Genomic DNA, 23,836 nt, shown 5'->3' with positions numbered 1-23,836 from the left:
TCCCTTAATTCAAAGGTTCTGCAATGGAACAGGCGGAAATAAAAGCGACTCTAGAGTATGCGGTAAAAAACGATACCTTACTTAAGGTTTTAAATGACTTGGATTTCAGAGATATTCGTAATAAAGATAGTTTAATAGCTGAAGAGTTGGCGTATCTCCACAATAATCAAATCTTGGATCTGAATGAGCAATTACTAAAGCTAACAAATCAAGAAAATAATTATAACTCTTCAAGTCTGACATTTGCCTATTGTTCTGTATTGCCCAAACTTGATACTACTGTGATTGATGTTGTTAACGTATTCGTTCACTTAAAAGATGAAGAATTAGTTTATGGCGATTATGAACAAGCCTATTTTTTGTTTTGCCAGCAAAATTTAGATCGTTGTAAAGCTGGTTTAAGTTTTATATTAGAGCAACCGGAAAATAGTTATCCTTTATTAGCTAATACAATAATGGCTGCTGCGAAACTCGACTCTTCATGGGTAATAGAACAACTTTCGACGTTGATCAAGCACGAAAGTGCGGGTATACGATTACAGATATATTCGGCTATAGGTCGGGTCTCATTGAATGATTTAGATATGCCATCAGTTCGTCTAAAGCTATTAGAAAGCGCTTTAAATATTGAAACAGGTAGTTCTGAAAAATCTGAAATTTTTCGCTCAGCTTTTCTTATTGCGAAACAAACTCCCATATTATGGCCTCAAGCCCAGTTATTGTTTGAACAATGTCTTCAGAAATATGAACACTTGGTAATACAAGAAGCTTCATACCTAGCAGCTTTTAATGGACAAGATCTTCCTGATAACGTCGTTACATTTCTAATACCTTATTTCAAAAATACAACGCCAGCTCAATCTAAAACACTAGATCACTTGTCCTATTTTATTAGAAATGAAATTAATGGTGAGAAATGTTCTTTAGTAGAAGATTTACTTGAAACCCTACTTATAAAAAATAATGAGCTTAAAGTTAGTGATTTTCAGCACCTAGATCATGAGCTTGTGAATGAGCGAAATTCAGATTTTTTAAATAGAATAGTTACAAAATGGCTTTTAATAGGAGATGTTCAACTGTGTTGTGCGTTGCATGATGTAATTACTAAAGGTGATAGAGACTTGATTGAACTCTCAATTGATGAATCAGTTTTACCGCTTACAGATAGTGAGTTTTTATTTATTATTAAAAAAGCTGTTGGCTGGCTTTTTTACAGTCCAATCGCTGTTGTCAGCTTTTTACTCTCAATTATTTCCCATACGACGGCGGATACAAAAAAACAAATAATTAGATTGATTTATGATCCATTACTTCTAAGTTATACGGAAAAAGTAAAAGAATTTCTGACAAAAATACAAGAGAGTGCGGACAGCGATATTTTGGTTGTTATCGACCAGCTTTTATCTGAATTAGATAGCTATAATGCAAGTTTTAAAGGCATAAATAAGATCAAAGAATTAAAAGCGCCTCAAAAAGAAGTTCACCTTTACTGGCGAGATTTTGAAGTGAAAATGTCTCAAAGTATGAATGAAGCACGGAAAGGTTCTATAGTTAATTTAATTGCTACAACACAAACTATTTTATATGGTAATGACGTAGTCACACCTTCAATTTTAGGAAGTAAAAATCAACGAATGAAGAATACGCTGCACTCGTTTTCGCAAAAAATAGACATTCCCAAAATGACTGTAGTTGATCCTGAAGGTTTAGAAATGATGCTAAGGGTGTTTCGTTATGAGAGGTCATAAATGAAAAAGATGCTTAAGGAGTATTTAGCTTCATTAAAGGAAAGAGATGAACTTGATGTTATTTTACCTGATTTGTTGAGTCAGATGGGTTTAAATGTATTTATAAAGCCTTCTCGAGGGTTCAAAGAATACGGCGTAGATATCGCTGCTGTAGGTAGTATAAATGGTGACGTTGATAAAGTTTATCTATTCTCAGTTAAAGAAAAAAACCTAACACGCAGTACTTGGATAGGTGATTCACCGCAATCGCTGCGTTGGTCACTAGATGAAATACAAGACTCGTTTATAGAAAGCCGAATTCCTCTTGAACACAAGGCTAAGCCTGTTGTTATTTGCTTGTGCTTTGGTGGTCATATCATTACAGGTGTAAGGCAGGACGTTACAGGTTATATTAGAAAACATACAAATGAAGATCTATCTTTTGAAGAATGGAATGGCGATAAGTTATCAAGCCTAATTCTTGAATATATGTTCACTGAAGCACTCCTCCCCGTTGGTTGGCAGCCTTTACTTCATAAGTCAATTGCGCTTATTGATGAACCAGTAGAATCTAGAAAATACTTCAGTATATTACTGCAATTTATTTTTGATAAAGATAAGAAACAAGCCTCCACTATTAAATCCATCAATCAAGTGAATTTAGCTTTGTGGTTGATATTTAGTCAACATAGAGAACAAGATAGCTTAGAGGCTTCTTATCAACTAGCAGAATACTCTTTACTTGTCACATGGGACTCAATTAAAGATAACCTTAATCAAAAGTCCATCCGTAATGCATTTGAAGGGCTTTTACATACCTATCATACGATCACCGAGGCGTATTTTGAAAAAGTGATATTTCCATTTGTAGATAAAAGACATGCAATATCACATTTAATCTCTGCACCATGTTCAATAAGCATTAATCTAAAATTATTTGATATTTTAGGTCGCTTAGCTCTTAGGGGGCAATGGTTGTTATTTAATCTGACGGAATTGTATAAAAAAGATATCTCGAAAAAATACGAGAGTGAAGAATTTGAAATACTGCAAAACAAACTAAGTAAAGTAAAAAGAGCAATAAATCATTTAGTTGTTAATAACCCTTTATTGCTTTCACCCTATAAAGATGATCAGGCGATAGACTTGGTATTAGCTCTTCACCTTTTATACCAAAGCAGTCAAGATGATGTCTTCGCAAAAAGTTGGTTGGATGCCATCATTGATCGTGTTACTTACTCTTATGAGTTTAATGGTATGTATCCCACAAACCTGCATGCATATGAGCAATTACTAGAGCATCGTAATAAAGAAAAAATGGATATTGTTTATAAAGAGTCAATGACAAAAGCGAGTATTCTTTATCCCGCTTTAACTTTGTTCTGCAATTTGTACGATATGCCTGACTTAGCAGAAATATTAGAAGAGTTTTGCAATAAAAGCTTGAAGCACTGTACTCTTCAATATTGGTATCCAAATGAAACTTCTGAGGAGTATTTTTTTTCAGGTACTAACCAGCATGGAGTGGCAACGACTAACTTTCCAATAAATGGTGTGGCTGCTGTAAAGCACGTAAAAGAAGAGTGTAAGCATTCTAATTTTTTTTGGGAGCTTTCAGCCGTAAAGCAGGGCTATACACCATTGGCTTTAGTCGCTTGTCGACATTATCGCTACCCTACGCCATTTAATTTATTATTTCCTGAGATGAAATAAATCTACATTTGCGAGCCTCTTCTGTATAGCGTGAATTCTCTTTAAGCTAGGTGATAATTTACTATTTAAATTATCACCATCCCAAACCACCTAAGCCCCACACTGCCTAACCCCAGCACCCGCATGTTTAAGCGCAATAATCTGCCCTTTACCGTTATGTGCCATTGCGAGCATGTCGCCGGTGTTTATATTACTTTCAATCGCGTGTTTGCCCTTTAAATTACTCAACAGTGAATGCTTAATTTGCACTAGCACCTCATCATTACAGCTGGCTATGTACCAGTCGTTATCTACCTTCACTAGCGTGCCGTATTCTATGTGGCGTTGTTGGTGGCGGCGTAAATCGTTAGCTAATTGACTATCAAGCGCGTGTTTTTGCTCGTTTATAGAGCTTGCGTAGCTACCAGCTTGGTTTATTTCGTGTGTTTTAATAAATGAATAGTCGTGAATGTCTATGGTGTTAGATCCGCTGTTAAGCACGGTTTTAGGCGCGTGGTTAATGCTATCGTTATTATCAAACACAATAAAAGCAAATACACCCAGAGCGCAGGCAAGGCTGGTTAGCTGTAGCGTAAAGCCGAGCTTTTTAGGCTTTGTGTTAGTGGCCTTTTTAAGTAGCGCTTTTTGTTGAGCGCTTGTAAGTGTAGTGCGCGCTTTTCGCTCTTTGTAGTGTTGTGTGAGCTTGTGATCAAACGGCTCATCAGGTTTGTTCATTGTTTGCTCCTAATAAACGTTTAAGATTTTGCTTGGCATAGCGCAGCCTTGTTTTAATGGTCTCAAGGCTGCTTTGTGTTATAAGTTCTATGTCGGTGAGCGAAAAGCCTTCTTGTTGTAATGTTATGGCTTCGCGTTGTACAAAGCTGAGTTGTTTTAGGGCGGCGTCGAACGCTTCGTAACTTATGTTTGAGCTTCCTATATGCGAGTCTCCACTAGTTAAGTCGCTTTCGCTTTTATCATTTTGTGCTGCTAAATGCGTGTTTTCGTCAAGCTCTACAAAGTGCTGTTGCCTGCGGTATTCGTCAATAAGTGTGTTGCGGGCAAGTTTAAATAACCACGCTTTTGGTGTGGTTTGCGCTTGGTAAAGGTGGCGTTTTTCGATTACTTTTAGCCATGTTTGTTGGCTTACGTCGTATGCTAAATGCGTATTAGATTGCGTAACAAGGTAGTGGTATAAGTCGTTACTGTAGAGGGCAATAAGCTGCTCTAAGTAACGATTGTCGCCACTTTTTGCGTAACTTGCCATGCAGTCCTTGCTTGGCGTTTCAAATAACCATGACTTAATACTTAGTAGCATAGGCTCATCGCTTTTATACCAATTCGCTTAATTAAGTGATCTATTTTGAGGGTAGAAAAACGTGTTGATAACTAGGCAAAAAATTCGCTATTTAGTTGTTCTAAATGAGAATTTTTTAACGCAGGTAGCGACATGTTTAGCCCCACAAAATGATTAAGTATTATTGCGGATTGGTATTATTGTTGTAATTTAAAATCGAGCTGTACGGTTTGACCTGTTTGTAATTGTGCCACACCTTCAATTACTTTGGGGCGATATTTCCAGCGTTTAATGGCTCTTATTGCTTCGCGGTCAAAGGTACGTTTTGGCTCGGCGTTAATAACTACTGGGTCGATTACTTCCCCCGTTGGCGAAATACTAAAGCTTAGTTGTACCCAACCTTCAATACCATCGCGCGCGGCTGTAGTTGGGTATTTAGGGTTTATGCGCACTATGGGTGTTGCATCCCCTGTTGGGCGATTAATGGTATTGTTAATGTCGCCACCAAAATCGTCAATCGTAACTGGCGTAAAGTCGCTAATTGCCAACACAGGATCGGCTGATGTATCAAGCGGTGGAGCTTTTTGCGGCACTTTAGGCATTGGCGGTGGCGGCTGTATTTTTTGTATATGCCTGACTTTTGAATCCTCAGGTGCCTGAAAAATCTCTACTATAATATCGCCCCCTGGTTTAACCGGTGCGCGTTGCTCGCCACTTATTAAATATTGCATAAACGCAAAAGCTGCAAAGGTCATTGCGGCGCCGCCGATAACGGCAGTCGATGTTTTAATAAATACTGGGTTGTTAGGTACTTCAAGTGTGTGCATAAGCCGCTCCAAATTTTATTGACCACTACAATTAGGGTGTTTTCAAAGCTATAACGGGTGGCAAATCAAAAAGGGGTGAAATAATTTTATAAAAAATGTGGGGTTTAGTTACAATAGCCATTCGCATTCTTTTACTTATTAACTTTTTAGGCTGTTATGCAACTCATTGAAATAAATAAAGCGCGTTACCGTAAACATTTAAACCGTGTTATTGCTGGATGCGGTATTGGTTTGGCTGTAGGCAGCTTGGCTATATCGCAAACGCTGATTGCTTTATTTCCTGATGAAAGTGGTAGCCACTTTCATTGGAACTTAATAGGCGTTGCTATTACAAGCGTTGGGCTTGCGTGGTTACTTAATAAATACCGTACACATAGCTTTATGACTGAAGTTGTTTATGTGTGGGAGCTTAAAAAAGCACTTAATAAAATAACCCGTAAAATGGCTAAGTTAAAAGCCGCTGGCCGTGAAGGTAATGCCGATGCGTTATTAGCGATTCATTATAGCTACGCGGGCTCTCGGTTATTGTGGCAACTAGACGATAACCTAATCACCATGGACGATTTAGCCATTAAACAAGCTGAGCTTGAATCTGTTGCAGCGCAACATAACGTAACGCTTAATGTTGAAGATTACGATGAAAGCATTTTAAAACAGTTTTAAAGCTTAGGTTTTTAAATTAGTTGGAGGAGCCTTAATGAAAAAAGTACTCATAGTGTGTTTAGGTAATATTTGCCGCTCGCCAACCGCAGAGGCGGTATTAAAAGCCCGCGCTAAAAAGCTAGGTGTTAACGTTAACGTTGATTCGGCGGGCACTATTGGCTATCACGAAGGTAAAACGCCTGATAGTCGCTCAATGGCAGCAGGGGAGAAGCGCGGTTACAGCTTTAAAGGTATCTATTCACGTAAAGTGCGTACAAGTGACTTTACTGAGTTTGATTTAATTTTAGCGGCCGATACGCAAAACTTAGCTGATTTAAAAGCCCAGTGCCCTGAGCATCTACAGTACAAATTAGCGCTGCTTTTAGAATATGGCGAGCAAGCCCAAAGCGCGATTCCCGATCCCTATTACGGCGGCGATGATGGCTTTGAAAATGTGCTCGATTTAATAGAAGCGGCTAGCGATAAAATACTCGCTAAAATTTAATCCCTATTTTATTACTAAAGCTAAATTTAACGAGCTTTTAGTCGTATTGCATGGTGTTCCTAAAGTAAGTACATTTTATACTTACTCAAAGGGAACTTTATGAAAATAAAAATATTACTACTCACTTTATCTATTGCTTCTTGTCCTACTTTTGCTAACGATGTTAGTTTTTCGATTGGGGGTGGCTATCCTTACTTAGTTATTCCTGAAGTGTCTTTATCGGCTAACGACGACACACAGCGCTGGTATGCAAACTATAAACTAGGCCTTGATGATGGATTTTCTGCCGGTTTTGAACAAGCGGTTAGCGATAATAAAAAACATGCTTTTGGCGTACTTGTGGGCGCTATTGGTGCAAGAGATACAGACCAAGAGTGTGAAAGTTCAACTAATGATGTAGCAACTGACTTTGCTAATACGCTAGGTTGTGTAATTGGCGGTATTTTTGATGAAGAAACAACAAACGGCATAGGGCTTACGTACAGCTACAACTTTAATGAACTGAACAGCGCTGGTTTTAGATTAGAGCTAGATGTGGGCTACGGTAAAGCAAGCGACAGCAACGAAAAAAGAGCCGATGGCGGTATTAGCGTAAGTTACGAATTTTAACTACGTAGAATTTGTATTTGTTGGTATTAAAAAAGGCGCTAAAAGCGCCTTTTTAATGAGCCGCTTTTAGTGGCGGTTAATTTTAAAGTCGAGTTGTACCTGAGAAATAGCGCTAACAGGTTTGCCATTTTCAAACTTTGGCGCGTAACGCCATTGCTCAAGCGCTGCTTTGGCTGATTTTTCAAATGCGCTGCCGCCTTCAGAGCTAAGTACTTTTGGGTTTTTTACAAAGCCAGCTGCGTCTACCTCAAACTCCATAACAACTCTACCATCGGTACTAAATCTGGCTTTGTTAACTGGGTATTTAGGATTAACACGGTAAAGCGGCGTTTGCTCTTGCGATTCTTTCCATGGCACCATTTGAGCGATAGCTAGGCAATGTTTAGTTGCTTCTTCGCTTTTACCTTGTTTTTCGTACAGACCTACAAGCTTTGAATGAGCTGTTAGCTCTGCGCTGTGATCAAAGTTTAAGTTACTATCGAATACAGTAACTATACGGTTTAGCCTTTCAATCGCTTGATTGTATCTTTTACGACCCTCTGCGAATGAGGCCATTAAAAAATCGGCTTTTATGCGCTCTAGTGAGTTTTCAGGTAAGTTTTCTTGGTAGTATTCGTCGGCTTCTTCTAGGTAGTTTTTAGCCTCACGATATTTTTTAGAACTAAACTTTTTAGCCAGTAGCGTTGCAGCTTCAAGTTTCATGTCGGCTACAAACTTAGGGTTATTTTGTGTTTTAGCTATACCTATTACTTGTTCTAAAAAGTTAGCTGCTTTGTAAGCTGATGTTGTGTAGTTAGCTTTTCCGAGCAGTGCATCAACTGTTTCTATTGATTGTTTGCCGTGATTAGCCGCTAAAATAGTATGTGCTTCATCATAAAGTGCAAAACGTTGTTCGTATAGCTCATCGCCGTAGCCTTTAATAGCTTTAGCGTAGTTAATAGCTAAGTTAGCAGTATTGTCGTCGCTTTTACCGTAAACGGCTTTACCTGATGTGTAAGCAAGTTTGGCAGTTTGTTGTACGTTTTCGTCTGCTTTAACTGCTGCTAAATAGCTTTGGTATGCTTGGTTAAATACCGTTTGAGGATCGCTTGCTTGGCTGGCGAATGCTGTAGTGCTTAAAGTTGTTGCGCTTAAAGCAGACAAACTTAAACCTATAAATAAAGCGAGTTGCTGACGTTTCATAATAATCCCTATCGTTGTTTAAAATACAAAATACCAAACGTGCCTGTAGGTGTCACTGATTAAGGTAAATCAACGTAAATAATATTGGCGGTTATTTGTATTAATTTATTGCTTAACAATCATTGAAAATAACGCCTGTCGTCGCCATATATTTGCCATAAACAGTCTTGTACTACGGTGTATTTATCCTATTTTGTGATACTATCACTTTATTGTCGTGTCGTAGTTATTTAAATATTTGGATTTGTCGTGGCGCAAGTAAGAGCAAGAGTCCAGCTTAAAGTTGGCAGAAATAGTGATATCCCTGCAGAAATAATCTCATTTACTGATTTAAAAGATGGTAAAGAACATATTGCTATGGTGTTTAACAACGCCGATACAGAGCAAGATGTACCGCTAATTCGTATGCATTCAGAATGCCTAACGGGCGATGTATTTTACTCATCGCGTTGTGATTGCGGCGAGCAGCTAAATGAATGTATTGAAATGATGCACGAGCAAGGCGGTATTTTATTGTATTTACGCCAAGAAGGCCGTGGCATTGGTTTATACAACAAAATAGACGCTTACGTATTGCAATCGCAAGGTATGAACACCTACGAAGCTAATAATCATTTAGGCTTTGCTGATGATTTACGTGACTTTTCGGATGCGGTATTAATGCTCAATGCGCTTAATTTAAGTCACGTTAAATTAATGACTAATAATCCTAAAAAGCTTAATGCATTAAAAGATGCCGGTATTAATGTTGACTCGGTTGTGGGCACTCATGCGCACATTAAAGCGGGTGTTGCGGGTAATAAATCGTACCTAGAAACAAAAATTAAGCATGGCGCGCATATGTTAGATATTAAGAAAATTAAAAAACCTTAATTATTTAATTACGTTTCGTCTATTAATCCCCCCTTACGCCAAGTTATACTTGGCGTGTTTCGTTTTAAATTAAGAGCAAGTATGTCTACACAATTACGAATTTTTAAAGCCGATGCAGGGCTAAAGTGGTTAAAAGCCGGATGGCTTATTTTTAAAACCCAGCCAGCAACCTTTATTTTTATGCATTTATTTATTGGCATTGTAGGGCTGCTGTCTTTATTTTTACCGCTGCTGCAAGTAGTAGCAGCACTCGCTACGCCATTTTTAACCGCAGGGTTTTACCAAGCGGTGCTTAGTAAGCAACAGGGCGGAAAAATTATGCTAGCCGATATTCTCAAGCCATTTACGGCTAAGGGAAATCGTTTAGGGTTATTACGCTTAGCACTTTATCAAATGGGTGCGGGTATTTTAATGGCGTTACTTGCTAATGGCTTATTTGCCGATGCAGTGGCTGTTATGAGCCAACCAGGACTTGATCCAAACGTGGCGCTAGAACAAATGCTTGAGAGTATTTCGGGCGCGAATGTAATTTTGTTTTTTATGGCAATGCTAATTTACTTAACTGCATTTGCGTACGCTGTGCCACTTGTTTATTTTAGTAAGGAAACACGCATTTTAACGGCGCTTAAAAAATCGTTAATGGTGTTTTATCATAACATTTTGCCACTTGGCGTTTTTGGCCTTATTTGCGCATTATTTATGGCGCTTTCGATGTTCTTATCGTTCTTACCACTGTTGATTTTAATGCCGATTTGCTACATTAGCTTTTTTGTATCTTATCAAGCCATTTTTATGCCTGTTGTACCATTAAGTGACGACATTAATGTTAAGCCACTTAGCAGTGAAACAAGCGGACGTTTTGACGCTTAATGGATGATAAATTAAAGCAAAAACTAAAAAACTATGTACTTTGGTTACTAGGGCGCCAAGAATATTCGCGTCGTGAGTTAACGCTCAAATTACAGCAAAAAGAAGCGACAGAAGAGTTTATTGAAACGCTGCTTGATTGGTGCGAAAAGCACAATTTTATTAACGAGCAGCGATACTGTGAAGGCTTTGTAAGAAAACACATATTTAAATGCCACGGGCTTAAGCGAATACAAAGCGAAGCTATGGGCAAAGGGATTGATCGTTCGCTACTTGAAATGGTAGTTGAAGAGCTTGAAATAGATTGGTTTGAGCTTGCGCAGGATGCGTACAATAAAAAATATTCGAATACACCGGCCGATCTCGATTACAAAGATAAAGCTAAGCGCGTGCGCTACTTAATGTATCGGGGTTTTAGCTACGATGAAATTAATTTTGCAATGCAAGCACAGTAAATACAGGTGAGACTTTCAAATGCAGCACATGACTACCGCACAAATTAGGCAACAGTTTTTAGACTTTTTTGCCAGCAAGCAACATCAAATAGTACCTTCTAGCTCGCTTATACCGGGTAACGATGCCACGTTGTTATTTAATAATGCCGGCATGGTGCAATTTAAAGATGTATTTTTAGGCGCAGAAAGCCGCCCTTATACACGTGCGACAAGCTCGCAGCGTTGTGTACGTGCTGGCGGTAAGCATAACGATTTAGAAAACGTAGGCTACACTGCTCGCCACCATACATTTTTTGAAATGTTAGGTAACTTCAGCTTTGGTGATTACTTTAAGCAAGACGCGATTAAGTTTGCGTGGGAGTTTTTAACTGAGGTTGTTAAATTACCTCAAGAAAAACTGCTTGTTACTATTTATCACGATGATGAAGAAGCGTTTGAGTATTGGTCAAAAGATATTGGCTTAAGTGAAGATCGTATTATTCGTATTGCGACCTCTGACAACTTTTGGTCTATGGGCGATACCGGTCCATGCGGTCCGTGTTCTGAAATATTTTATGACCATGGTGAGCATATTTGGGGCGGACCTCCGGGCACTCCCGAGGAAGACGGCGACCGTTTCATCGAAATTTGGAACCTTGTATTTATGCAATACAACCGTCAAAGCGACGGTACAATGTTGCCTCTACCTAAGCAATCTGTTGATACGGGAATGGGCCTTGAGCGTATTTCTGCTATTTTGCAGGGTGTGCATTCAAACTACGAAATCGATTTATTCCAAGGCTTAATTGCAGCAGCTGCAAGTGTAACTAACGCGCAAGATATGGACGATAAGTCACTACGCGTAGTGGCGGATCATATTCGTTCGTGTGCGTTTTTAATCTCAGACGGTGTTATGCCATCTAACGAAGGGCGTGGTTATGTACTACGTCGTATTATTCGTCGTGCTGTGCGCCACGGTAATAAGTTAGGTGCGCAAGGTTCGTTTTTCTATAAGTTAGTTGCTGCGCTAATTGAGCAAATGGGTCAAGCGTACCCAGAGCTTGCTAAGCAACAAGAAATTATCGAAAAAGTATTACGCATTGAAGAAGAACAGTTTGGTAAAACACTTGAACGTGGCTTAGCTATTTTAGAAGAAAGCTTAAGTGACCTTAAAGGCGATATTATACCGGGCGACTTAGTATTTAAACTTTACGATACGTATGGTTTTCCAGCTGATTTAACGGCCGATGTTGCGCGTGAGCGCCAGATGACGATTGATCATCAAGGCTTTGAAGAATGCATGGCTGTACAACGTAAAACAGCGCAACAAGCGGGTAAGTTTGGTGCTGATTACAACGAGCAATTAAAATCAGAAAAGCTTACTGAGTTTAAAGGCTACGACAGCACACACCATAGCGCGACAGTGGTAGAAATTTTTGCTGGTGGCGAAGCTGTTCAGTTATTAGAAGATGGTCAACAAGGTATTGTAGTGTTAGACCGCACACCGTTTTACGCTGAATCAGGCGGCCAAACGGGCGACACGGGTACTATTACAGTTGCTGGTGGTGAATTTAATGTTACTAATACCACTAAACTTGGTAATGCTTTTGCTCACCACGGTACTGTGCAAGGCCGCATTGGCGTTAACGATAAAGTGGATGCGACTATTGATAATGCACGCCGCGATAGCATTAAGAAAAATCACACAGCTACACATATTTTACACGAAGCACTACGCCAATTATTAGGCGACCATGTAGGCCAAAAAGGCTCACTTGTTCAGCCTGATCGTTTACGTTTTGACTTTTCGCACTTTGAAGCGGTTACAAAAGATGAGCTACGTGAAATTGAGCGTGTAGTTAATGACGAAATTCGTCGTAACTTCGCACTTAATACTGAGCTTATGGCTATTGATGATGCTAAAGCGAAAGGTGCTATGGCGTTGTTTGGCGAAAAGTATGATGACGAAGTACGTGTAGTTACTATTGGCGACTACTCTATTGAGCTTTGTGGTGGTACTCACGTTGAGCGCGCAGGCGATATTGGTTTATTCAAAATAGTGTCTGAAAGCGGTATTGCAGCAGGCGTTCGCCGTATTGAAGCGGTAACTGGTGCTGATGCAGTTGCTTATGTTAGCGAGCAAGAGCAGCAATTACATGATGTAGCTGCTTTAGTTAAAGGCGATAGCGCATCGGTACTTGAAAAAGTTACTGCGTTACTTGAAAAGTCTAAAGGTCTTGAAAAGCAAATTGCGCAACTTAACGATAAGTTAGCAAGTGCAGCTGGCGCGTCTTTACTTGACTCGATTGTTGAAATTAACGGCGTTAAGCTACTTGTAGCAAACGTTGAAGGTACTGAATCTAAAGCGCTTCGCGGTATGGTTGACGACCTTAAAAACAAGATTGGCTCAGGTGTTATTGCTCTTGGTGTTGCCAGTGGCGACAAAGTAAGCCTAATTGCTGGTGTAACTAAAGACTTAACAGGCAAAGTAAAAGCCGGTGAGTTAGTTAACCACATGGCAGGCCAAGTAGGTGGTAAAGGTGGCGGTCGTCCAGATATGGCACAAGCCGGTGGTAGTGAGCCACAAAACCTTGCTGCTGCACTAGATAGCGTTACAGCTTGGTTAACTGAGCGTACTTAAGCCTAAGTGGCGCTTATTGTTCAAAAATTCGGTGGCACTTCGGTCGGCTCAATAGAGCGAATTGAAGCGGTCGCCGACCTTGTTGTAAAAACCAGACAACAAGGACATCAAGTGGTTGTGGTGCTCTCGGCTATGTCGGGAGAAACCAACCGCTTAATTAATCTCGCCAAACAAATTGATACTCGCCCGAGTAGCCGTGAACTAGACGTACTTATTAGCACCGGAGAGCAGGTTTCTGTATCACTACTTGCTATGGCCATCATAAAACGTGGCCACTCTGCTGTGAGCCTATTAGCCGATCAAGTCAATATTTTAACTGATAACATGTTTGGTAAAGCTCGTATTGCAGAGGTTGCTGCTACGCGTTTAAAGCATGAGCTTGAGCATAATCGTATTGCTATTATTGCTGGGTTTCAGGGGCGTGATGTTGAGGGCAACATTACAACGCTTGGGCGCGGCGGCACCGATACATCGGCTGTAGAAATAGCTGCGGCTATAAAAGCTGACGAATGCCAGATCTATACAGACGTTGACGGCGTATATACTACAGATCCTCGTGTTGAACCTAACGCGCGCAGAATGAGCCAAGTTACCTTTGCCGAAATGCTAGAACTGGCAAGTTTAGGGGCGAAAGTTTTGCATATTCGCTCAGTAGAAGCCGCAGGAAAACATAATGTGCCACTTAGGGTGCTTTCGAGCTTTAATCCCGATGAAGGTACATTAATAAGTTTTGAGGAGAACGATATGCCAAGCAAGGTTGTATCGGGGATTGCGTTTAATCGTGACGAATGTTTAATTAAGGTACAAGGTGTGCCAACGGGTACGCAATATCTTTCAAAAATATTGAAACTTTTTGCCGAAAATGGCATCGAAATAGATATGATTAATCAAGTTAATCATAACTTTGAAAAAATAGACTATGCTTTTACTGTGCACTCGAATGATTATCTGCAAGCACTTGAATTATTGAGTGAAGATCAAACTCAGCTCGGTGCTCAAAATATAAGCGGATTGCAAGCAGTAGCTAAAGTTTCTGCTGTTGGCATGGGTATGAAATCACATTCTGGTGTCGCTAGTTTATTTTTTGATGCATTAGCGCAGGAAAATATTAATGTGGTTTTAGTCTCGACTTCAGAGATTAAAATTTCAGTTTTAATAGATGAAAAGTACTTAGAGTTGGCTGTTCGTGCATTACACAAGGCATTTTTAACAGAAAATGGATAGATTGCGAGTTTTTACTTACTTTTCAGTCTAATTTTCATTAGTATGTTTAAGCGGAATCTTATAATTTTTATTGGAACATGGGAGCAAGAGAATGCTAATACTAACTCGTAGAGTAGGTGAAACCCTAATGATCGGTGACGAAGTAACAGTTACTGTTCTAGGTGTTAAAGGAAATCAAGTTCGAATCGGTGTTAATGCACCAAAAGACGTATCAGTGCATCGTGAAGAGATTTACATGCGCATACAAGCTGAAAAGTCGAACCCTAATCCGGGCAATGCTTAATCAACACGTATACGTAGTTGAGTAATTAACTCAACTAGACTAAAAGCCACTCACTGAGTGGCTTTTTTGTTTATAAAAGCGAGTGTTTCAGGATTAAGTATTTGTTTTGATATGTACTGCATACCGCTTTTGTTTTTAATAATAATACCTTGTTGGGTGTCTATTACTTCGCTTATATTTTGCCATTCTAATTGATAGCTTTTGTAATGATTAGCAGATTTAATACCTTCTTCATCAAAGGTAAGTGTTACCTCAGAGCCTGATGCTCTGCTGAGCATTTGTCTGGTTACCCACCATGGTCTGCGATAGTAAAATGCGACGCACTCGAGTACCGCTAACATGATCATAAACGATCCTAAGTAATGATCGTCTAAAACATAAATGCCAAATAAACCAAGCGCAACTAACAACACAAGTAAAAAGTATTTAGGTTTTGCACGCTTACTATAAGGGAGTGACTCATCAAAACACTCGTAAAAGTAGGGTTTATCTAATGTGTAGGTGGTTGTGAATGCCATTTTGCCTTGCTTTAAATATCGTTTTTTTTATTTTAACAAGCTAACTGCTAAATGAGCAGCTTTATAGTCAGTGATTTTATTACTGGCACAAAAAAACGGCTCGAAAGCCGTTTTTTTTAGCGGTACAAGAAGAATTAACAGTTAGTTTCTTCAGCGTTCACGCCTTCTTTAACATTTTCACATGCATCTTCAACAGAGTTTTGCACGTCAGTTACTGCTTCGTCGATACGTTCGCCAGCATCTTCTGCATGGTTGTCTTCACAACCCATCATGAAAAAACCTGCAAATACTGCGATTAGTGCTGCTTTTAAAGTTGTAGAGTTCATAGTGTAATTCCTTGTAAGTATTAATTAAATTTTAGTGTTTGTTAGTTGAATGCTTTATCTACCTGGGTGATTTACCACGTAGGGCACCTGAAACTAATGAAATCACTAAAAGTACTAAAAAGATAAAAAATATAATTTTTGCTATACCAGCTGCGGCACCTGCGATGCCACCAAAACCTAACACTGCAGCGATTAAAGCAATAACTAAAAATGTAATTGTCCAGCGTAACATTGTTTTCTCCTTGGTTATCAAATTTGCTCATAATAACTAATGCCAGTTATATGCCAAAACTTATTTGTTATAAATATCAATTGGTTATGGTTTTTTGCTATTACTCTAGTTATTAGTTGGTTAGTAACTTTTACGCTTTGTTATGTAAGTTATTCACACTGTTGCAAATAACTGCTAAATGTTCACTAAACAAACTTATTTTGGTAAGACCAATTAACAATTGGTGTGTGGCTTTGCATTTAATATTAAGAATTAGTGTTTATTTTTACTTAGCTTGATAGTTAATTAACAACTTCCATATAACTATTAGCTATAGTCGTTATTTCTTGTATGTATTGTAGAGCGCGTGATTGCTGAGTTATAGCATGTAAATTAATTGAGTGTTATGTTGTTTATTGTTTAATTGGTTTTACCAATTTACAAGATGTAGACAAAGCGATTAGTTTTGTTATTATCCAGTGAATAAATATTTAATTAAATCGATTTTTTATTTTCGATATGGGTTTCAAGGGGAGAAAAATGGATATAGGTGCTCTACTCACAACGGCTGGTAACTTAATGCTTACTGGCATGGTTGGGGTGTTTGTATTTCTGTCGATATTAATTGGTGCAGTAACGCTTATGTCTAATTTGGTGACGCGCTTTAGCGAACCTGACGTGGCGACACCAGTTAAATCACCATCTTTTAAATCTCAAGGTGTGCCTAATGAGCACATCGCTGCTATTAGTGCTGCCATTGCTCAGTACAAATCAAATAATAAATAAGGGGCACACACATGGCTAAATTAAAATTAACAGAATTGGTATTACGCGATGCTCACCAATCATTATTAGCAACGCGTATGCGCCTAGACGATATGCTACCGATTGCTAGCAAATTAGACGATGCGGGTTATTGGTCTATTGAATCGTGGGGCGGTGCTACATTTGACTCGTGTATTCGTTATTTAGGCGAAGATCCTTGGGAACGTATTCGTGCTCTTAAAAAAGCGATGCCTAATACTAAACAGCAAATGCTATTACGCGGTCAAAACTTATTAGGTTACCGCCATTACGCTGATGACGTAGTTGAAAAGTTTGTAGAACGCGCACATAAAAATGGCGTTGATGTATTTCGTATATTTGATGCAATGAACGATGTTCGCAATCTAGAAACAGCTATTAAAGCGGCTGTAAAAGTGGGCGCTCACGCTCAAGGTACTATTTCGTACACAGTTAGCCCAGTTCATACACTTGATATGTGGTTAACTCTTGCAAAACAGCTTGAAGATATGGGTTGTCACTCAATTTGTATTAAAGATATGGCGGGTTTATTAAAGCCGTACGATGCTGAAAAACTAATTAAAGCACTTAAAGAAACTGTATCTATTCCAATTGCTATGCAGTGCCACGCTACAACAGGTTTAAGTACTGCTACTTACCAAAAAGCAATTGATGCTGGCATTGATATGCTCGATACCGCTATTTCATCAATGAGTATGACTTATGGACATTCTGCAACTGAAACTATTGTATCGATAGTTGAAGGGACTGAGCGTGATACTGGGCTTGATTTAAACCACCTAGAAGAAATTGCTGCTTACTTTAGAGATGTACGTAAAAAATATGCGGCATTTGAAGGTAGCTTAAAAGGGGTTGACGGGCGTATTTTATTAGCTCAAGTACCTGGTGGCATGCTTACAAACATGGAAAACCAACTTAAAGAGCAAGGCGCAGCCGATAAGCTTAATGAGGTTTTACTTGAGATCCCACGTGTACGTGAAGATCTTGGCTTTTTACCTTTAGTAACACCAACGTCGCAAATTGTTGGCACTCAAGCGGTACTTAATGTGCTAACGGGTGAGCGTTATAAAACAATTACTAAAGAAACTGCTGGCGTATTAAAAGGTGAATATGGCTTAACACCAGCACCAATGAATAAAGAGCTACAAGAGCGCGTGCTTGATGGAGCGGAAGTTATTACTTGTCGCCCTGCTGATAACATTGCACCTGAGCTTGCAACGCTTGAAGCTGAGTTATTAAAAGAAGCACAAGAGCAAGGTTTAACACTTGCTGATGATCAAATTGATGACGTATTAACTTATGCATTATTCCCACAAGTTGGTTTGAAGTTTATTAAAAACCGCAACAACCCAGATGCATTTGAGCCAGTACCTTCTGTTGAAGATAAAAGCAGTAAAGCACCTTCTAAATCAGTTTCAAATAATAACAAAGTGAAGGCTGAGCAATACAGCGTAAAAGTAGATGGTAAAGTTTATGACGTAGTCGTAGCGCAAGGTGGTGAACTTAAGGAAGTAACATTAAAAGACTCTGAGCACATTCCTCAATCTGCTTCGGTTGCATCAGGTGAAACACTTAACGCGCCTCTAGCCGGTAATATTTTTAAGATTAAAGTAAAAGCTGGGCAAGTTGTTAACGAAGGCGATGTAGTGATTATTATGGAAGCCATGAAAATGGAAACTGAAATACGCGCTACGCATACCGGAACAATTGCTGAAGTGTTAGTTAGTGAAGGCGATGCTGTAACTACCGGCGACGCTATGATTGCATTAGCTTAGGAGTAAATAGAGGATGGAAGGTATTTTAAACCTCTGGAATGCGACAGGCATTGCTAACTTTACAATCCCATCGTTAATAATGATTGCGGTAGGGTGTTTATTACTGTTTTTAGCGATAGCTAAAGGCTTTGAACCACTATTATTACTACCTATTGGTTTTGGTGCAATTTTAACAAATGTACCAGTGGCAGGTTTGTCAGACCCAGGTGGGCTTTTGTACTACGTTTATTATGTGGGTATTGATACGGGGATTTTTCCGCTGTTGATATTTATGGGAGTAGGGGCGCTGACCGACTTTAGCGCGCTTATTGCAAACCCACGTATGTTGTTATTAGGCGCGGCTGCACAGTTTGGTATTTTTGCTACATTGTTTGGCGCTATATTACTTAACTATGTGCCAGGTTTTGAATTTACTCTACAGGACGCATCGGCTATAGCCATTATAGGTGGTGCCGATGGGCCAACGGCAATATTTTTAGCATCAAAACTGGCACCTGATTTACTAGGCGCAATAGCGGTAGCTGCATATTCATACATGGCACTTGTGCCAATTATTCAGCCGCCAATTATGCGTGCACTAACAACCCCAGAAGAACGTAAAATAAAAATGCCAGAGCTTCGCAAAGTATCTAAAAAGGAAAAGATTATTTTTCCTCTTATGGTGCTTAGTTTAACGGCTATGTTTTTACCGGCTGCTATACCGCTGGTAGGTATGTTTTGTTTAGGTAACTTAATGCGAGAGTCGGGTGTTGTTGATAGATTAAGTAACAGTGCTCAAAACGAAATCATCAATGTTACAACTATATTTTTAGGCTTAGCTGTAGGTTCAAAGCTTGCTGCAGATAAATTTTTAACTGTTGAGACGATTGGTATTTTAGTGCTTGGCGCACTGGCTTTTGCAATTGGTACGGCATCTGGCGTATTTATGGCAAAAGGACTTAACCGAATATCTAAAACACCTATAAACCCATTAATTGGGGCTGCAGGTGTATCTGCTGTGCCAATGGCGGCACGAGTAGTTAATAAAGTTGGCCTTGAAAGTAACCCACATAACTTTTTACTTATGCATGCAATGGGACCCAACGTAGCGGGTGTATTGGGTAGTGCAGTTGCTGCGGGTATTTTATTAGCACTTGTTGGCTAAAAATGTAATTTAAAATAGATTAACCATTAAGCGCAGTTTACTGCGCTTTTTTTTGTTCTTAATTTGTTCACCGCTAAATGGTTTCTTGTTCAGCACTTTTTGTTTACAGTAACAGCTCTTCAAAATTTTAAGGATAGTTATCATGCTTCACACTCCTTTAGCAAAGCACTTGCCTCATGTTAGTAAACTTGTATTTGGATGTATGGGTCTGGGCGGCGGTTGGAATAAAGACGCAATCACTGATGCACATGTTAAGCAAGCTCATGAATGTATAGATAACGCCATTGAAGGTGGTATTAATTTTTTTGACCATGCTGATATTTATACTTTTGGTAAAGCAGAACAGGTTTTTGGTAAAGCATTAAGTGAGCGACCAGAGCTTAGAGAGCACATGTATATTCAATCTAAGTGTGGGATTCGTTTTGAAGATGACTTAGGGCCAAAGCGCTATGATTTTTCATCAAAGTGGATTGAGCAATCAGTTGAAGCATCATTAAAACGATTAAATACAGATTATTTAGACGTACTTATGCTGCATCGCCCTGATCCACTCATGGAAGTTAACGAAATTGCTCGCATATTTAGTTGCTTAAAAGAAAGCGGTAAAGTGCGCAATTTTGCAGTGTCTAATATGCAGCAGCACCAAATGAACTTTTTACAACATGCGCTTGATATGCCAATTGTGGCTAACCAAATTGAGGCTAGTTTACAAAAACATCAGTTTGTTGATGAAGGTGTATATGCCGGTAACAGTGACGGTAAAGATCTTAATTTTACGCCAGGTAGTATTGAGTACTGTCGCCATTTTGAAATCCAAATTCAAAGCTGGGGTAGTTTATGCCAAGGCTTGTACAGTGGTAGTGATTTATCAAACGCATCTCAGGCAGATATCAACACCAGTCTTTTAGTTAATAAGCTGGCTGCACTTTATGAAACCTCTGCTGAGGCAATTGTACTTGCATGGTTGCTTCGCCATCCCGCATCTATTCAGCCAATTATTGGAACAACTAATGCTAAACGGATTAAAGCTTCTTGTGATGCTGTAAACGTAGAGCTAACTCGTGAGCATTGGTATGCACTTTATGTAAGCGCTAAAGGCCACGAATTACCATAAGTAGGGCGTTAATATGAACATATTCGTTATTTTAATTGGTTTGTTTGTTGCGCTGGCGATACTTATACCCTTGCTTGAAAAGTATCAAAGTAAAATAGGGCTCAACGGCGCAACCAAATACAGTAAATATATTTGGCCATTAGTGATGGTGTCTTTAGTTATTCAGCTCATTTATGTACTAATGTACTAATGGTTTATAGCGTATACAAAAAAGCCTTTGCAGGTTAAACCTGCAAAGGCTTTTTTAATGTTTATTAATAAACTTTATTTAAGTGCTAACTGTAGCTCGCGATTGCGCTCAAGCTGGGCAATAAAGTTATCAGCAATAGGCTTAAACTTGGCAAGTTCTGAGCGAGGTAATGGCTCTGACTTAGGAAGTTTTACAGTTTTAGGATTACGGTGAACGCCATTTACTAAAAATTCATAGTGTAAATGTGCACCAGTAACACGACCTGTAGAACCTACAGTACCAATTTGTTGGCCCTGTTTAACTTTTTGGCCTGTTTTAACTAGCTTCTTATTTAGGTGTAAGTACTTAGTTACATATTGTGTGCCATGGCTAATAAATACGTAGTTACCGTTGTACTTGCTGTAACCCGCTTTAACTACCTTACCGTTACCTGATGCAACCACCGGTGTGCCAGTGCGTGCCGCAAAGTCGATACCACGGTGCGCTCTAACTTGCCCAGTAACTGGGTGTAAGCGACGAGGATTAAAGCTCGAACTAATATACTTAAAGCTTACAGGTGCACGTAAAAATGCTTTTTTCATGCTACGCCCTTCAGGCGTATAAAAATTGCCGTCGGTATGGCGAATAGCTGCAAAGCGCTGACCTTGGTTTACAAATTCGGCTGCAATAATCTTACCGGTACCAATAAACTCGCCATCAACATAGTGAGACTCGTAAATTAAGCCAAATACATCGCCTTTACGAATGTCGTTTGCAAAATCAACATCCCAACCAAATATGTCAGCAAAGTTCATTATTTGGCGTTCGCTTAAACCTGCTGCAATTGCTGAAGTCCAAAAATTGTTAGATATTTCGCCGCCAGCGGTTTTGGTTAGCGTTTCAATTTCTTTGCTATCAATAGCTGTATCGTAGTTACCTTCTTCGTTTAAGGTAACAAATAAAGTATCTGTTTTTGAAATCACATAGCGCAGTTGAGCTAAGGAGCCATCTTCAGCTGTCGCAAAACTAAGTATTTCACCTGGGTGAATTTTAGTAAGTTTGCGAGTCTCTGCATTAGTGTTAATTAGTTTATGAAGCGTTTGAGCCGAAAAACCAGCACGCTTAAAGATAATTGCTAAATTGTCGCCATTTTTAACTTTATGATCGACAAAGTCGTATTCTGGTAACTTTTCTGCTGCTTGCTCTGAATTTAACTCAGTTAATTTCTCGTTGTTATCAACTTTAACTTGTAACTCATAGCGCTTACCAATTTCTAGTGCATTTGCACTATTGTCTTTGGATGCAGTGGCTTTTTCAGAAGGAAGAAAGGCTAAGCCAACAATAGCAGAAACCAAACCTAGAATAAGCAATTTGTGTTTTTTGGGGAGCGTGTGAACCACGTGAACCATAACGTGCCTTTTTCTGCTGTCAAGATAATAAATACATAATATTGCAGGATATACTTAATAATGTACGAATACTAGTGTTTTGTAGATTTAAACTGACCTTAAACTACGCTAAAATCGGGCTTAGAAAGCCTTTTTTAACGCTCTACCTAGCTAAGACTCAATTGATTTAGTTTAGTTGCATGAATCACTTAAAAAGTTGTTTTAATTAGGTAGAAATTTGTTATGTTAGCTACATCTATTTATTCGGTTTAAACCTTTATTAAACCGTGACTACGCAAGTAACTAGTCGCCCCTTCGTCGGCAGAATTTTGGAGTAATACACAGTGGATTTACAAACCGCTCTAGCAGAGATAAAACGCGGTGCAGAAGAAATATTAATTGAAGACGAACTAGTTGAAAAACTAAAGTCGGGCAAGAAGCTAAAAATAAAAGCAGGCTTTGATCCTACAGCGCCTGATTTACACTTAGGACACACTGTACTAATTAATAAAATGAAAACCTTTCAGGATTTAGGTCATGAGGTTATTTTCTTAATTGGTGACTTTACCGGCATGATTGGTGATCCAACGGGGAAAAACGTAACGCGTAAACCACTTACTCGTGAAGACGTACTAGCCAATGCCGAAACATATAAAGAACAAGTATTCAAAATTCTAGATCCTGCTAAGACCACTGTTGCATTTAACTCTACTTGGATGGAAAAGTTAGGCGCTGCAGGCATGATTAAACTTGCTGCAAACCAAACCGTAGCACGTATGCTTGAACGTGATGACTTTAAAAAGCGTTACGGAAGCGGCCAACCAATTGCAATTCATGAGTTTTTATATCCACTGGTACAAGGTTGGGATTCGGTTGCACTAGAGTCAGATGTTGAACTAGGCGGTACTGATCAGCGCTTTAACTTGTTAATGGGCCGTGAGCTACAAAAAGTAGAAGGTCAAAAGCCGCAAACAGTATTAATGATGCCATTACTTGAAGGTACTGACGGCGTTCAAAAAATGTCTAAGTCGCTCGGTAACTACATTGGTATTACTGATGCGCCTAACGATATGTTTGGTAAAATAATGTCAATTAGTGATGTGCTAATGTGGCGTTACTACGACTTATTAAGTGCGCTTTCTATTGAAGAAATTGCAGCTCAAAAAGAACGTGTTGAGCAGGGTACGAATCCGCGCGATATTAAAATTGAACTAGCTAAAGAGCTAATTGCTCGTTTTCATAGTGAAGCTGATGCACAAGGTGCACATGATGATTTTATTCAGCGTTTTCAGAAAAAAGCGTTACCTGATGAAATCCCAGAGCTAACAATCACTATTGCAGAAGACACTATTTTAATTGCTAACTTGCTTAAAGAAGCAAATTTAGTAGTAAGTACATCAGAAGCAATGCGTATGATTAAGCAAGGTGCAGTTAAACTTAACGGTGAAGATAAAATCACTGATACCAAACTTGAAATAGCAAAAGGCACAACGGCTATTTACCAAGTAGGTAAACGTAAGTTTGCAAACATCACTGTAGCTTAAGCACAGTTTAAAAACTAAAAAACCAGCCTCGGCTGGTTTTTTT

General features: G+C 39.1%; 25 protein-coding genes. 17 read left to right on the top strand and 8 right to left on the bottom strand.

Annotated features, from left to right (window positions below):
* Window positions 1–23 precede the first annotated feature (23 nt).
* Both FFU37_RS12635 and FFU37_RS12630 read left to right on the top strand, forming a co-directional pair.
* Complete coding sequence (locus tag FFU37_RS12635) at window positions 24–1,748, top strand: hypothetical protein (protein WP_138489631.1); 1,725 nt, start codon at window positions 24–26, stop codon at window positions 1,746–1,748.
* Window positions 1,749–3,440, top strand: coding sequence for a hypothetical protein (locus FFU37_RS12630; protein WP_138489630.1), 1,692 nt, complete (start codon window positions 1,749–1,751; stop codon window positions 3,438–3,440).
* A gap of 90 nt (window positions 3,441–3,530) precedes the next feature.
* Here the strand turns inward: FFU37_RS12630 and FFU37_RS12625 are convergent, their stop codons facing one another.
* The 3 genes from FFU37_RS12625 to FFU37_RS12615 form a co-directional block, all read right to left on the bottom strand.
* Complete coding sequence (locus FFU37_RS12625) at window positions 3,531–4,154, bottom strand: hypothetical protein (protein ID WP_138489629.1); 624 nt, start codon at window positions 4,152–4,154, stop codon at window positions 3,531–3,533.
* Window positions 4,141–4,734, bottom strand: coding sequence for a sigma-70 family RNA polymerase sigma factor (locus FFU37_RS12620; RefSeq protein WP_138489628.1), 594 nt, complete (start codon window positions 4,732–4,734; stop codon window positions 4,141–4,143). The genes FFU37_RS12625 and FFU37_RS12620 overlap by 14 nt, the downstream gene beginning before the upstream one ends.
* A 176-nt stretch (window positions 4,735–4,910) precedes the next feature.
* The gene (locus tag FFU37_RS12615) at window positions 4,911–5,540 is read right to left on the bottom strand and encodes an energy transducer TonB (protein ID WP_138489627.1); all 630 of its coding nucleotides are present in this window, start codon (window positions 5,538–5,540) and stop codon (window positions 4,911–4,913) included.
* Between the two features lie 156 nt (window positions 5,541–5,696).
* Between FFU37_RS12615 and FFU37_RS12610 the strand changes: the two genes are divergently transcribed.
* From FFU37_RS12610 to FFU37_RS12600, 3 genes are all read left to right on the top strand, one after another.
* On the top strand, window positions 5,697–6,203 hold the full coding sequence (locus FFU37_RS12610; RefSeq protein WP_024606258.1) for a DUF3087 domain-containing protein: 507 nt from the start codon (window positions 5,697–5,699) through the stop codon (window positions 6,201–6,203).
* A gap of 34 nt (window positions 6,204–6,237) precedes the next feature.
* Window positions 6,238–6,687: a low molecular weight protein-tyrosine-phosphatase gene (locus tag FFU37_RS12605; RefSeq protein WP_138489626.1), complete on the top strand. Its 450-nt coding sequence runs from the start codon at window positions 6,238–6,240 to the stop codon at window positions 6,685–6,687.
* A gap of 99 nt (window positions 6,688–6,786) precedes the next feature.
* Complete coding sequence (locus FFU37_RS12600; RefSeq protein ID WP_138489625.1) at window positions 6,787–7,296, top strand: hypothetical protein; 510 nt, start codon at window positions 6,787–6,789, stop codon at window positions 7,294–7,296.
* A 66-nt stretch (window positions 7,297–7,362) separates the two neighbouring features.
* On the opposite strand, the gene FFU37_RS12595 is transcribed toward FFU37_RS12600, so the two are convergent.
* Window positions 7,363–8,478, bottom strand: coding sequence for an energy transducer TonB (locus FFU37_RS12595; protein WP_138489624.1), 1,116 nt, complete (start codon window positions 8,476–8,478; stop codon window positions 7,363–7,365).
* 249 nt (window positions 8,479–8,727) lie between these two features.
* Here FFU37_RS12595 and FFU37_RS12590 point away from each other — a divergent pair, with 249 nt between their 5' ends.
* The 6 genes from FFU37_RS12590 (at window position 8,728) to csrA (ending at window position 14,800) form a co-directional block, all read left to right on the top strand.
* Window positions 8,728–9,351: a GTP cyclohydrolase II gene (locus FFU37_RS12590; RefSeq protein WP_002961931.1), complete on the top strand. Its 624-nt coding sequence runs from the start codon at window positions 8,728–8,730 to the stop codon at window positions 9,349–9,351.
* Window positions 9,352–9,432: 81 nt separating this feature from the next.
* Window positions 9,433–10,221: a BPSS1780 family membrane protein gene (locus FFU37_RS12585; RefSeq protein WP_024595741.1), complete on the top strand. Its 789-nt coding sequence runs from the start codon at window positions 9,433–9,435 to the stop codon at window positions 10,219–10,221.
* Window positions 10,221–10,673: a regulatory protein RecX gene (locus tag FFU37_RS12580; protein WP_138489623.1), complete on the top strand. Its 453-nt coding sequence runs from the start codon at window positions 10,221–10,223 to the stop codon at window positions 10,671–10,673. The genes FFU37_RS12585 and FFU37_RS12580 overlap by 1 nt, the downstream gene beginning before the upstream one ends.
* Before the next feature lie 19 nt (window positions 10,674–10,692).
* Window positions 10,693–13,293: an alanine--tRNA ligase gene (gene alaS, locus FFU37_RS12575; protein WP_138489622.1), complete on the top strand. Its 2,601-nt coding sequence runs from the start codon at window positions 10,693–10,695 to the stop codon at window positions 13,291–13,293.
* A gap of 6 nt (window positions 13,294–13,299) precedes the next feature.
* Window positions 13,300–14,517: an aspartate kinase gene (locus tag FFU37_RS12570; RefSeq protein WP_138489621.1), complete on the top strand. Its 1,218-nt coding sequence runs from the start codon at window positions 13,300–13,302 to the stop codon at window positions 14,515–14,517.
* Window positions 14,518–14,608: 91 nt separating this feature from the next.
* Window positions 14,609–14,800: a carbon storage regulator CsrA gene (gene csrA / locus FFU37_RS12565; protein ID WP_004587515.1), complete on the top strand. Its 192-nt coding sequence runs from the start codon at window positions 14,609–14,611 to the stop codon at window positions 14,798–14,800.
* Between the two features lie 50 nt (window positions 14,801–14,850).
* On the opposite strand, the gene FFU37_RS12560 is transcribed toward csrA, so the two are convergent.
* From FFU37_RS12560 to FFU37_RS12550, 3 genes are all read right to left on the bottom strand, one after another.
* Window positions 14,851–15,318, bottom strand: a complete 468-nt coding sequence (locus tag FFU37_RS12560; RefSeq protein ID WP_002961937.1) for a YcxB family protein — start codon at window positions 15,316–15,318, stop codon at window positions 14,851–14,853.
* A 134-nt stretch (window positions 15,319–15,452) separates the two neighbouring features.
* Complete coding sequence (locus FFU37_RS12555; RefSeq protein WP_002961938.1) at window positions 15,453–15,644, bottom strand: hypothetical protein; 192 nt, start codon at window positions 15,642–15,644, stop codon at window positions 15,453–15,455.
* A 58-nt stretch (window positions 15,645–15,702) separates the two neighbouring features.
* Window positions 15,703–15,876: a DUF1328 domain-containing protein gene (locus FFU37_RS12550; protein WP_002961939.1), complete on the bottom strand. Its 174-nt coding sequence runs from the start codon at window positions 15,874–15,876 to the stop codon at window positions 15,703–15,705.
* Between the two features lie 519 nt (window positions 15,877–16,395).
* On the opposite strand from FFU37_RS12550, the gene FFU37_RS12545 reads away from it, so the two are divergent.
* From FFU37_RS12545 to FFU37_RS20305, 5 genes are all read left to right on the top strand, one after another.
* Window positions 16,396–16,641: an OadG family protein gene (locus FFU37_RS12545; protein ID WP_002961940.1), complete on the top strand. Its 246-nt coding sequence runs from the start codon at window positions 16,396–16,398 to the stop codon at window positions 16,639–16,641.
* Between the two features lie 11 nt (window positions 16,642–16,652).
* Window positions 16,653–18,434: a sodium-extruding oxaloacetate decarboxylase subunit alpha gene (gene oadA, locus FFU37_RS12540; RefSeq protein WP_138489620.1), complete on the top strand. Its 1,782-nt coding sequence runs from the start codon at window positions 16,653–16,655 to the stop codon at window positions 18,432–18,434.
* 13 nt (window positions 18,435–18,447) lie between these two features.
* Window positions 18,448–19,578 (top strand): sodium ion-translocating decarboxylase subunit beta, encoded by a 1,131-nt coding sequence (locus tag FFU37_RS12535; RefSeq protein ID WP_002961942.1) that lies wholly within the window; start codon window positions 18,448–18,450, stop codon window positions 19,576–19,578.
* A 142-nt stretch (window positions 19,579–19,720) separates the two neighbouring features.
* Window positions 19,721–20,692, top strand: coding sequence for an aldo/keto reductase (locus FFU37_RS12530; RefSeq protein ID WP_024604017.1), 972 nt, complete (start codon window positions 19,721–19,723; stop codon window positions 20,690–20,692).
* Between the two features lie 13 nt (window positions 20,693–20,705).
* Complete coding sequence (locus FFU37_RS20305; protein WP_007583822.1) at window positions 20,706–20,882, top strand: hypothetical protein; 177 nt, start codon at window positions 20,706–20,708, stop codon at window positions 20,880–20,882.
* A 74-nt stretch (window positions 20,883–20,956) separates the two neighbouring features.
* Here the strand turns inward: FFU37_RS20305 and FFU37_RS12525 are convergent, their stop codons facing one another.
* Entirely contained in the window at window positions 20,957–22,270 is a 1,314-nt protein-coding gene (locus tag FFU37_RS12525) for a peptidoglycan DD-metalloendopeptidase family protein (RefSeq protein WP_002962558.1), read from the bottom strand.
* Between the two features lie 323 nt (window positions 22,271–22,593).
* Here FFU37_RS12525 and tyrS point away from each other — a divergent pair, with 323 nt between their 5' ends.
* Window positions 22,594–23,793, top strand: coding sequence for a tyrosine--tRNA ligase (tyrS, locus tag FFU37_RS12520; RefSeq protein WP_007585427.1), 1,200 nt, complete (start codon window positions 22,594–22,596; stop codon window positions 23,791–23,793).
* The last annotated feature ends 43 nt before the right edge of the window (window positions 23,794–23,836 follow it).

Source organism: Pseudoalteromonas distincta, assembly GCF_005877035.1.
Classification (GTDB): domain Bacteria; phylum Pseudomonadota; class Gammaproteobacteria; order Enterobacterales; family Alteromonadaceae; genus Pseudoalteromonas; species Pseudoalteromonas distincta.
This window is presented reverse-complemented; position numbering and strand designations above follow the sequence as displayed.

Coding starts and splice junctions, on each gene's coding strand:
- FFU37_RS12635 (WP_138489631.1), top strand. CDS start 24: ATGGAACAGGCGGAAATAAAAGCGACTCTAGAGTATGCGGTAAAAAAC.
- FFU37_RS12630 (WP_138489630.1), top strand. CDS start 1,749: ATGAAAAAGATGCTTAAGGAGTATTTAGCTTCATTAAAGGAAAGAGAT.
- FFU37_RS12625 (WP_138489629.1), bottom strand. CDS start 4,154: ATGAACAAACCTGATGAGCCGTTTGATCACAAGCTCACACAACACTAC.
- FFU37_RS12620 (WP_138489628.1), bottom strand. CDS start 4,734: ATGCTACTAAGTATTAAGTCATGGTTATTTGAAACGCCAAGCAAGGAC.
- FFU37_RS12615 (WP_138489627.1), bottom strand. CDS start 5,540: ATGCACACACTTGAAGTACCTAACAACCCAGTATTTATTAAAACATCG.
- FFU37_RS12610 (WP_024606258.1), top strand. CDS start 5,697: ATGCAACTCATTGAAATAAATAAAGCGCGTTACCGTAAACATTTAAAC.
- FFU37_RS12605 (WP_138489626.1), top strand. CDS start 6,238: ATGAAAAAAGTACTCATAGTGTGTTTAGGTAATATTTGCCGCTCGCCA.
- FFU37_RS12600 (WP_138489625.1), top strand. CDS start 6,787: ATGAAAATAAAAATATTACTACTCACTTTATCTATTGCTTCTTGTCCT.
- FFU37_RS12595 (WP_138489624.1), bottom strand. CDS start 8,478: ATGAAACGTCAGCAACTCGCTTTATTTATAGGTTTAAGTTTGTCTGCT.
- FFU37_RS12585 (WP_024595741.1), top strand. CDS start 9,433: ATGTCTACACAATTACGAATTTTTAAAGCCGATGCAGGGCTAAAGTGG.
- FFU37_RS12580 (WP_138489623.1), top strand. CDS start 10,221: ATGGATGATAAATTAAAGCAAAAACTAAAAAACTATGTACTTTGGTTA.
- alaS (WP_138489622.1), top strand. CDS start 10,693: ATGCAGCACATGACTACCGCACAAATTAGGCAACAGTTTTTAGACTTT.
- csrA (WP_004587515.1), top strand. CDS start 14,609: ATGCTAATACTAACTCGTAGAGTAGGTGAAACCCTAATGATCGGTGAC.
- FFU37_RS12560 (WP_002961937.1), bottom strand. CDS start 15,318: ATGGCATTCACAACCACCTACACATTAGATAAACCCTACTTTTACGAG.
- FFU37_RS12555 (WP_002961938.1), bottom strand. CDS start 15,644: ATGAACTCTACAACTTTAAAAGCAGCACTAATCGCAGTATTTGCAGGT.
- FFU37_RS12550 (WP_002961939.1), bottom strand. CDS start 15,876: ATGTTACGCTGGACAATTACATTTTTAGTTATTGCTTTAATCGCTGCA.
- FFU37_RS12545 (WP_002961940.1), top strand. CDS start 16,396: ATGGATATAGGTGCTCTACTCACAACGGCTGGTAACTTAATGCTTACT.
- oadA (WP_138489620.1), top strand. CDS start 16,653: ATGGCTAAATTAAAATTAACAGAATTGGTATTACGCGATGCTCACCAA.
- FFU37_RS12535 (WP_002961942.1), top strand. CDS start 18,448: ATGGAAGGTATTTTAAACCTCTGGAATGCGACAGGCATTGCTAACTTT.
- FFU37_RS12530 (WP_024604017.1), top strand. CDS start 19,721: ATGCTTCACACTCCTTTAGCAAAGCACTTGCCTCATGTTAGTAAACTT.
- FFU37_RS20305 (WP_007583822.1), top strand. CDS start 20,706: ATGAACATATTCGTTATTTTAATTGGTTTGTTTGTTGCGCTGGCGATA.
- FFU37_RS12525 (WP_002962558.1), bottom strand. CDS start 22,270: ATGGTTCACGTGGTTCACACGCTCCCCAAAAAACACAAATTGCTTATT.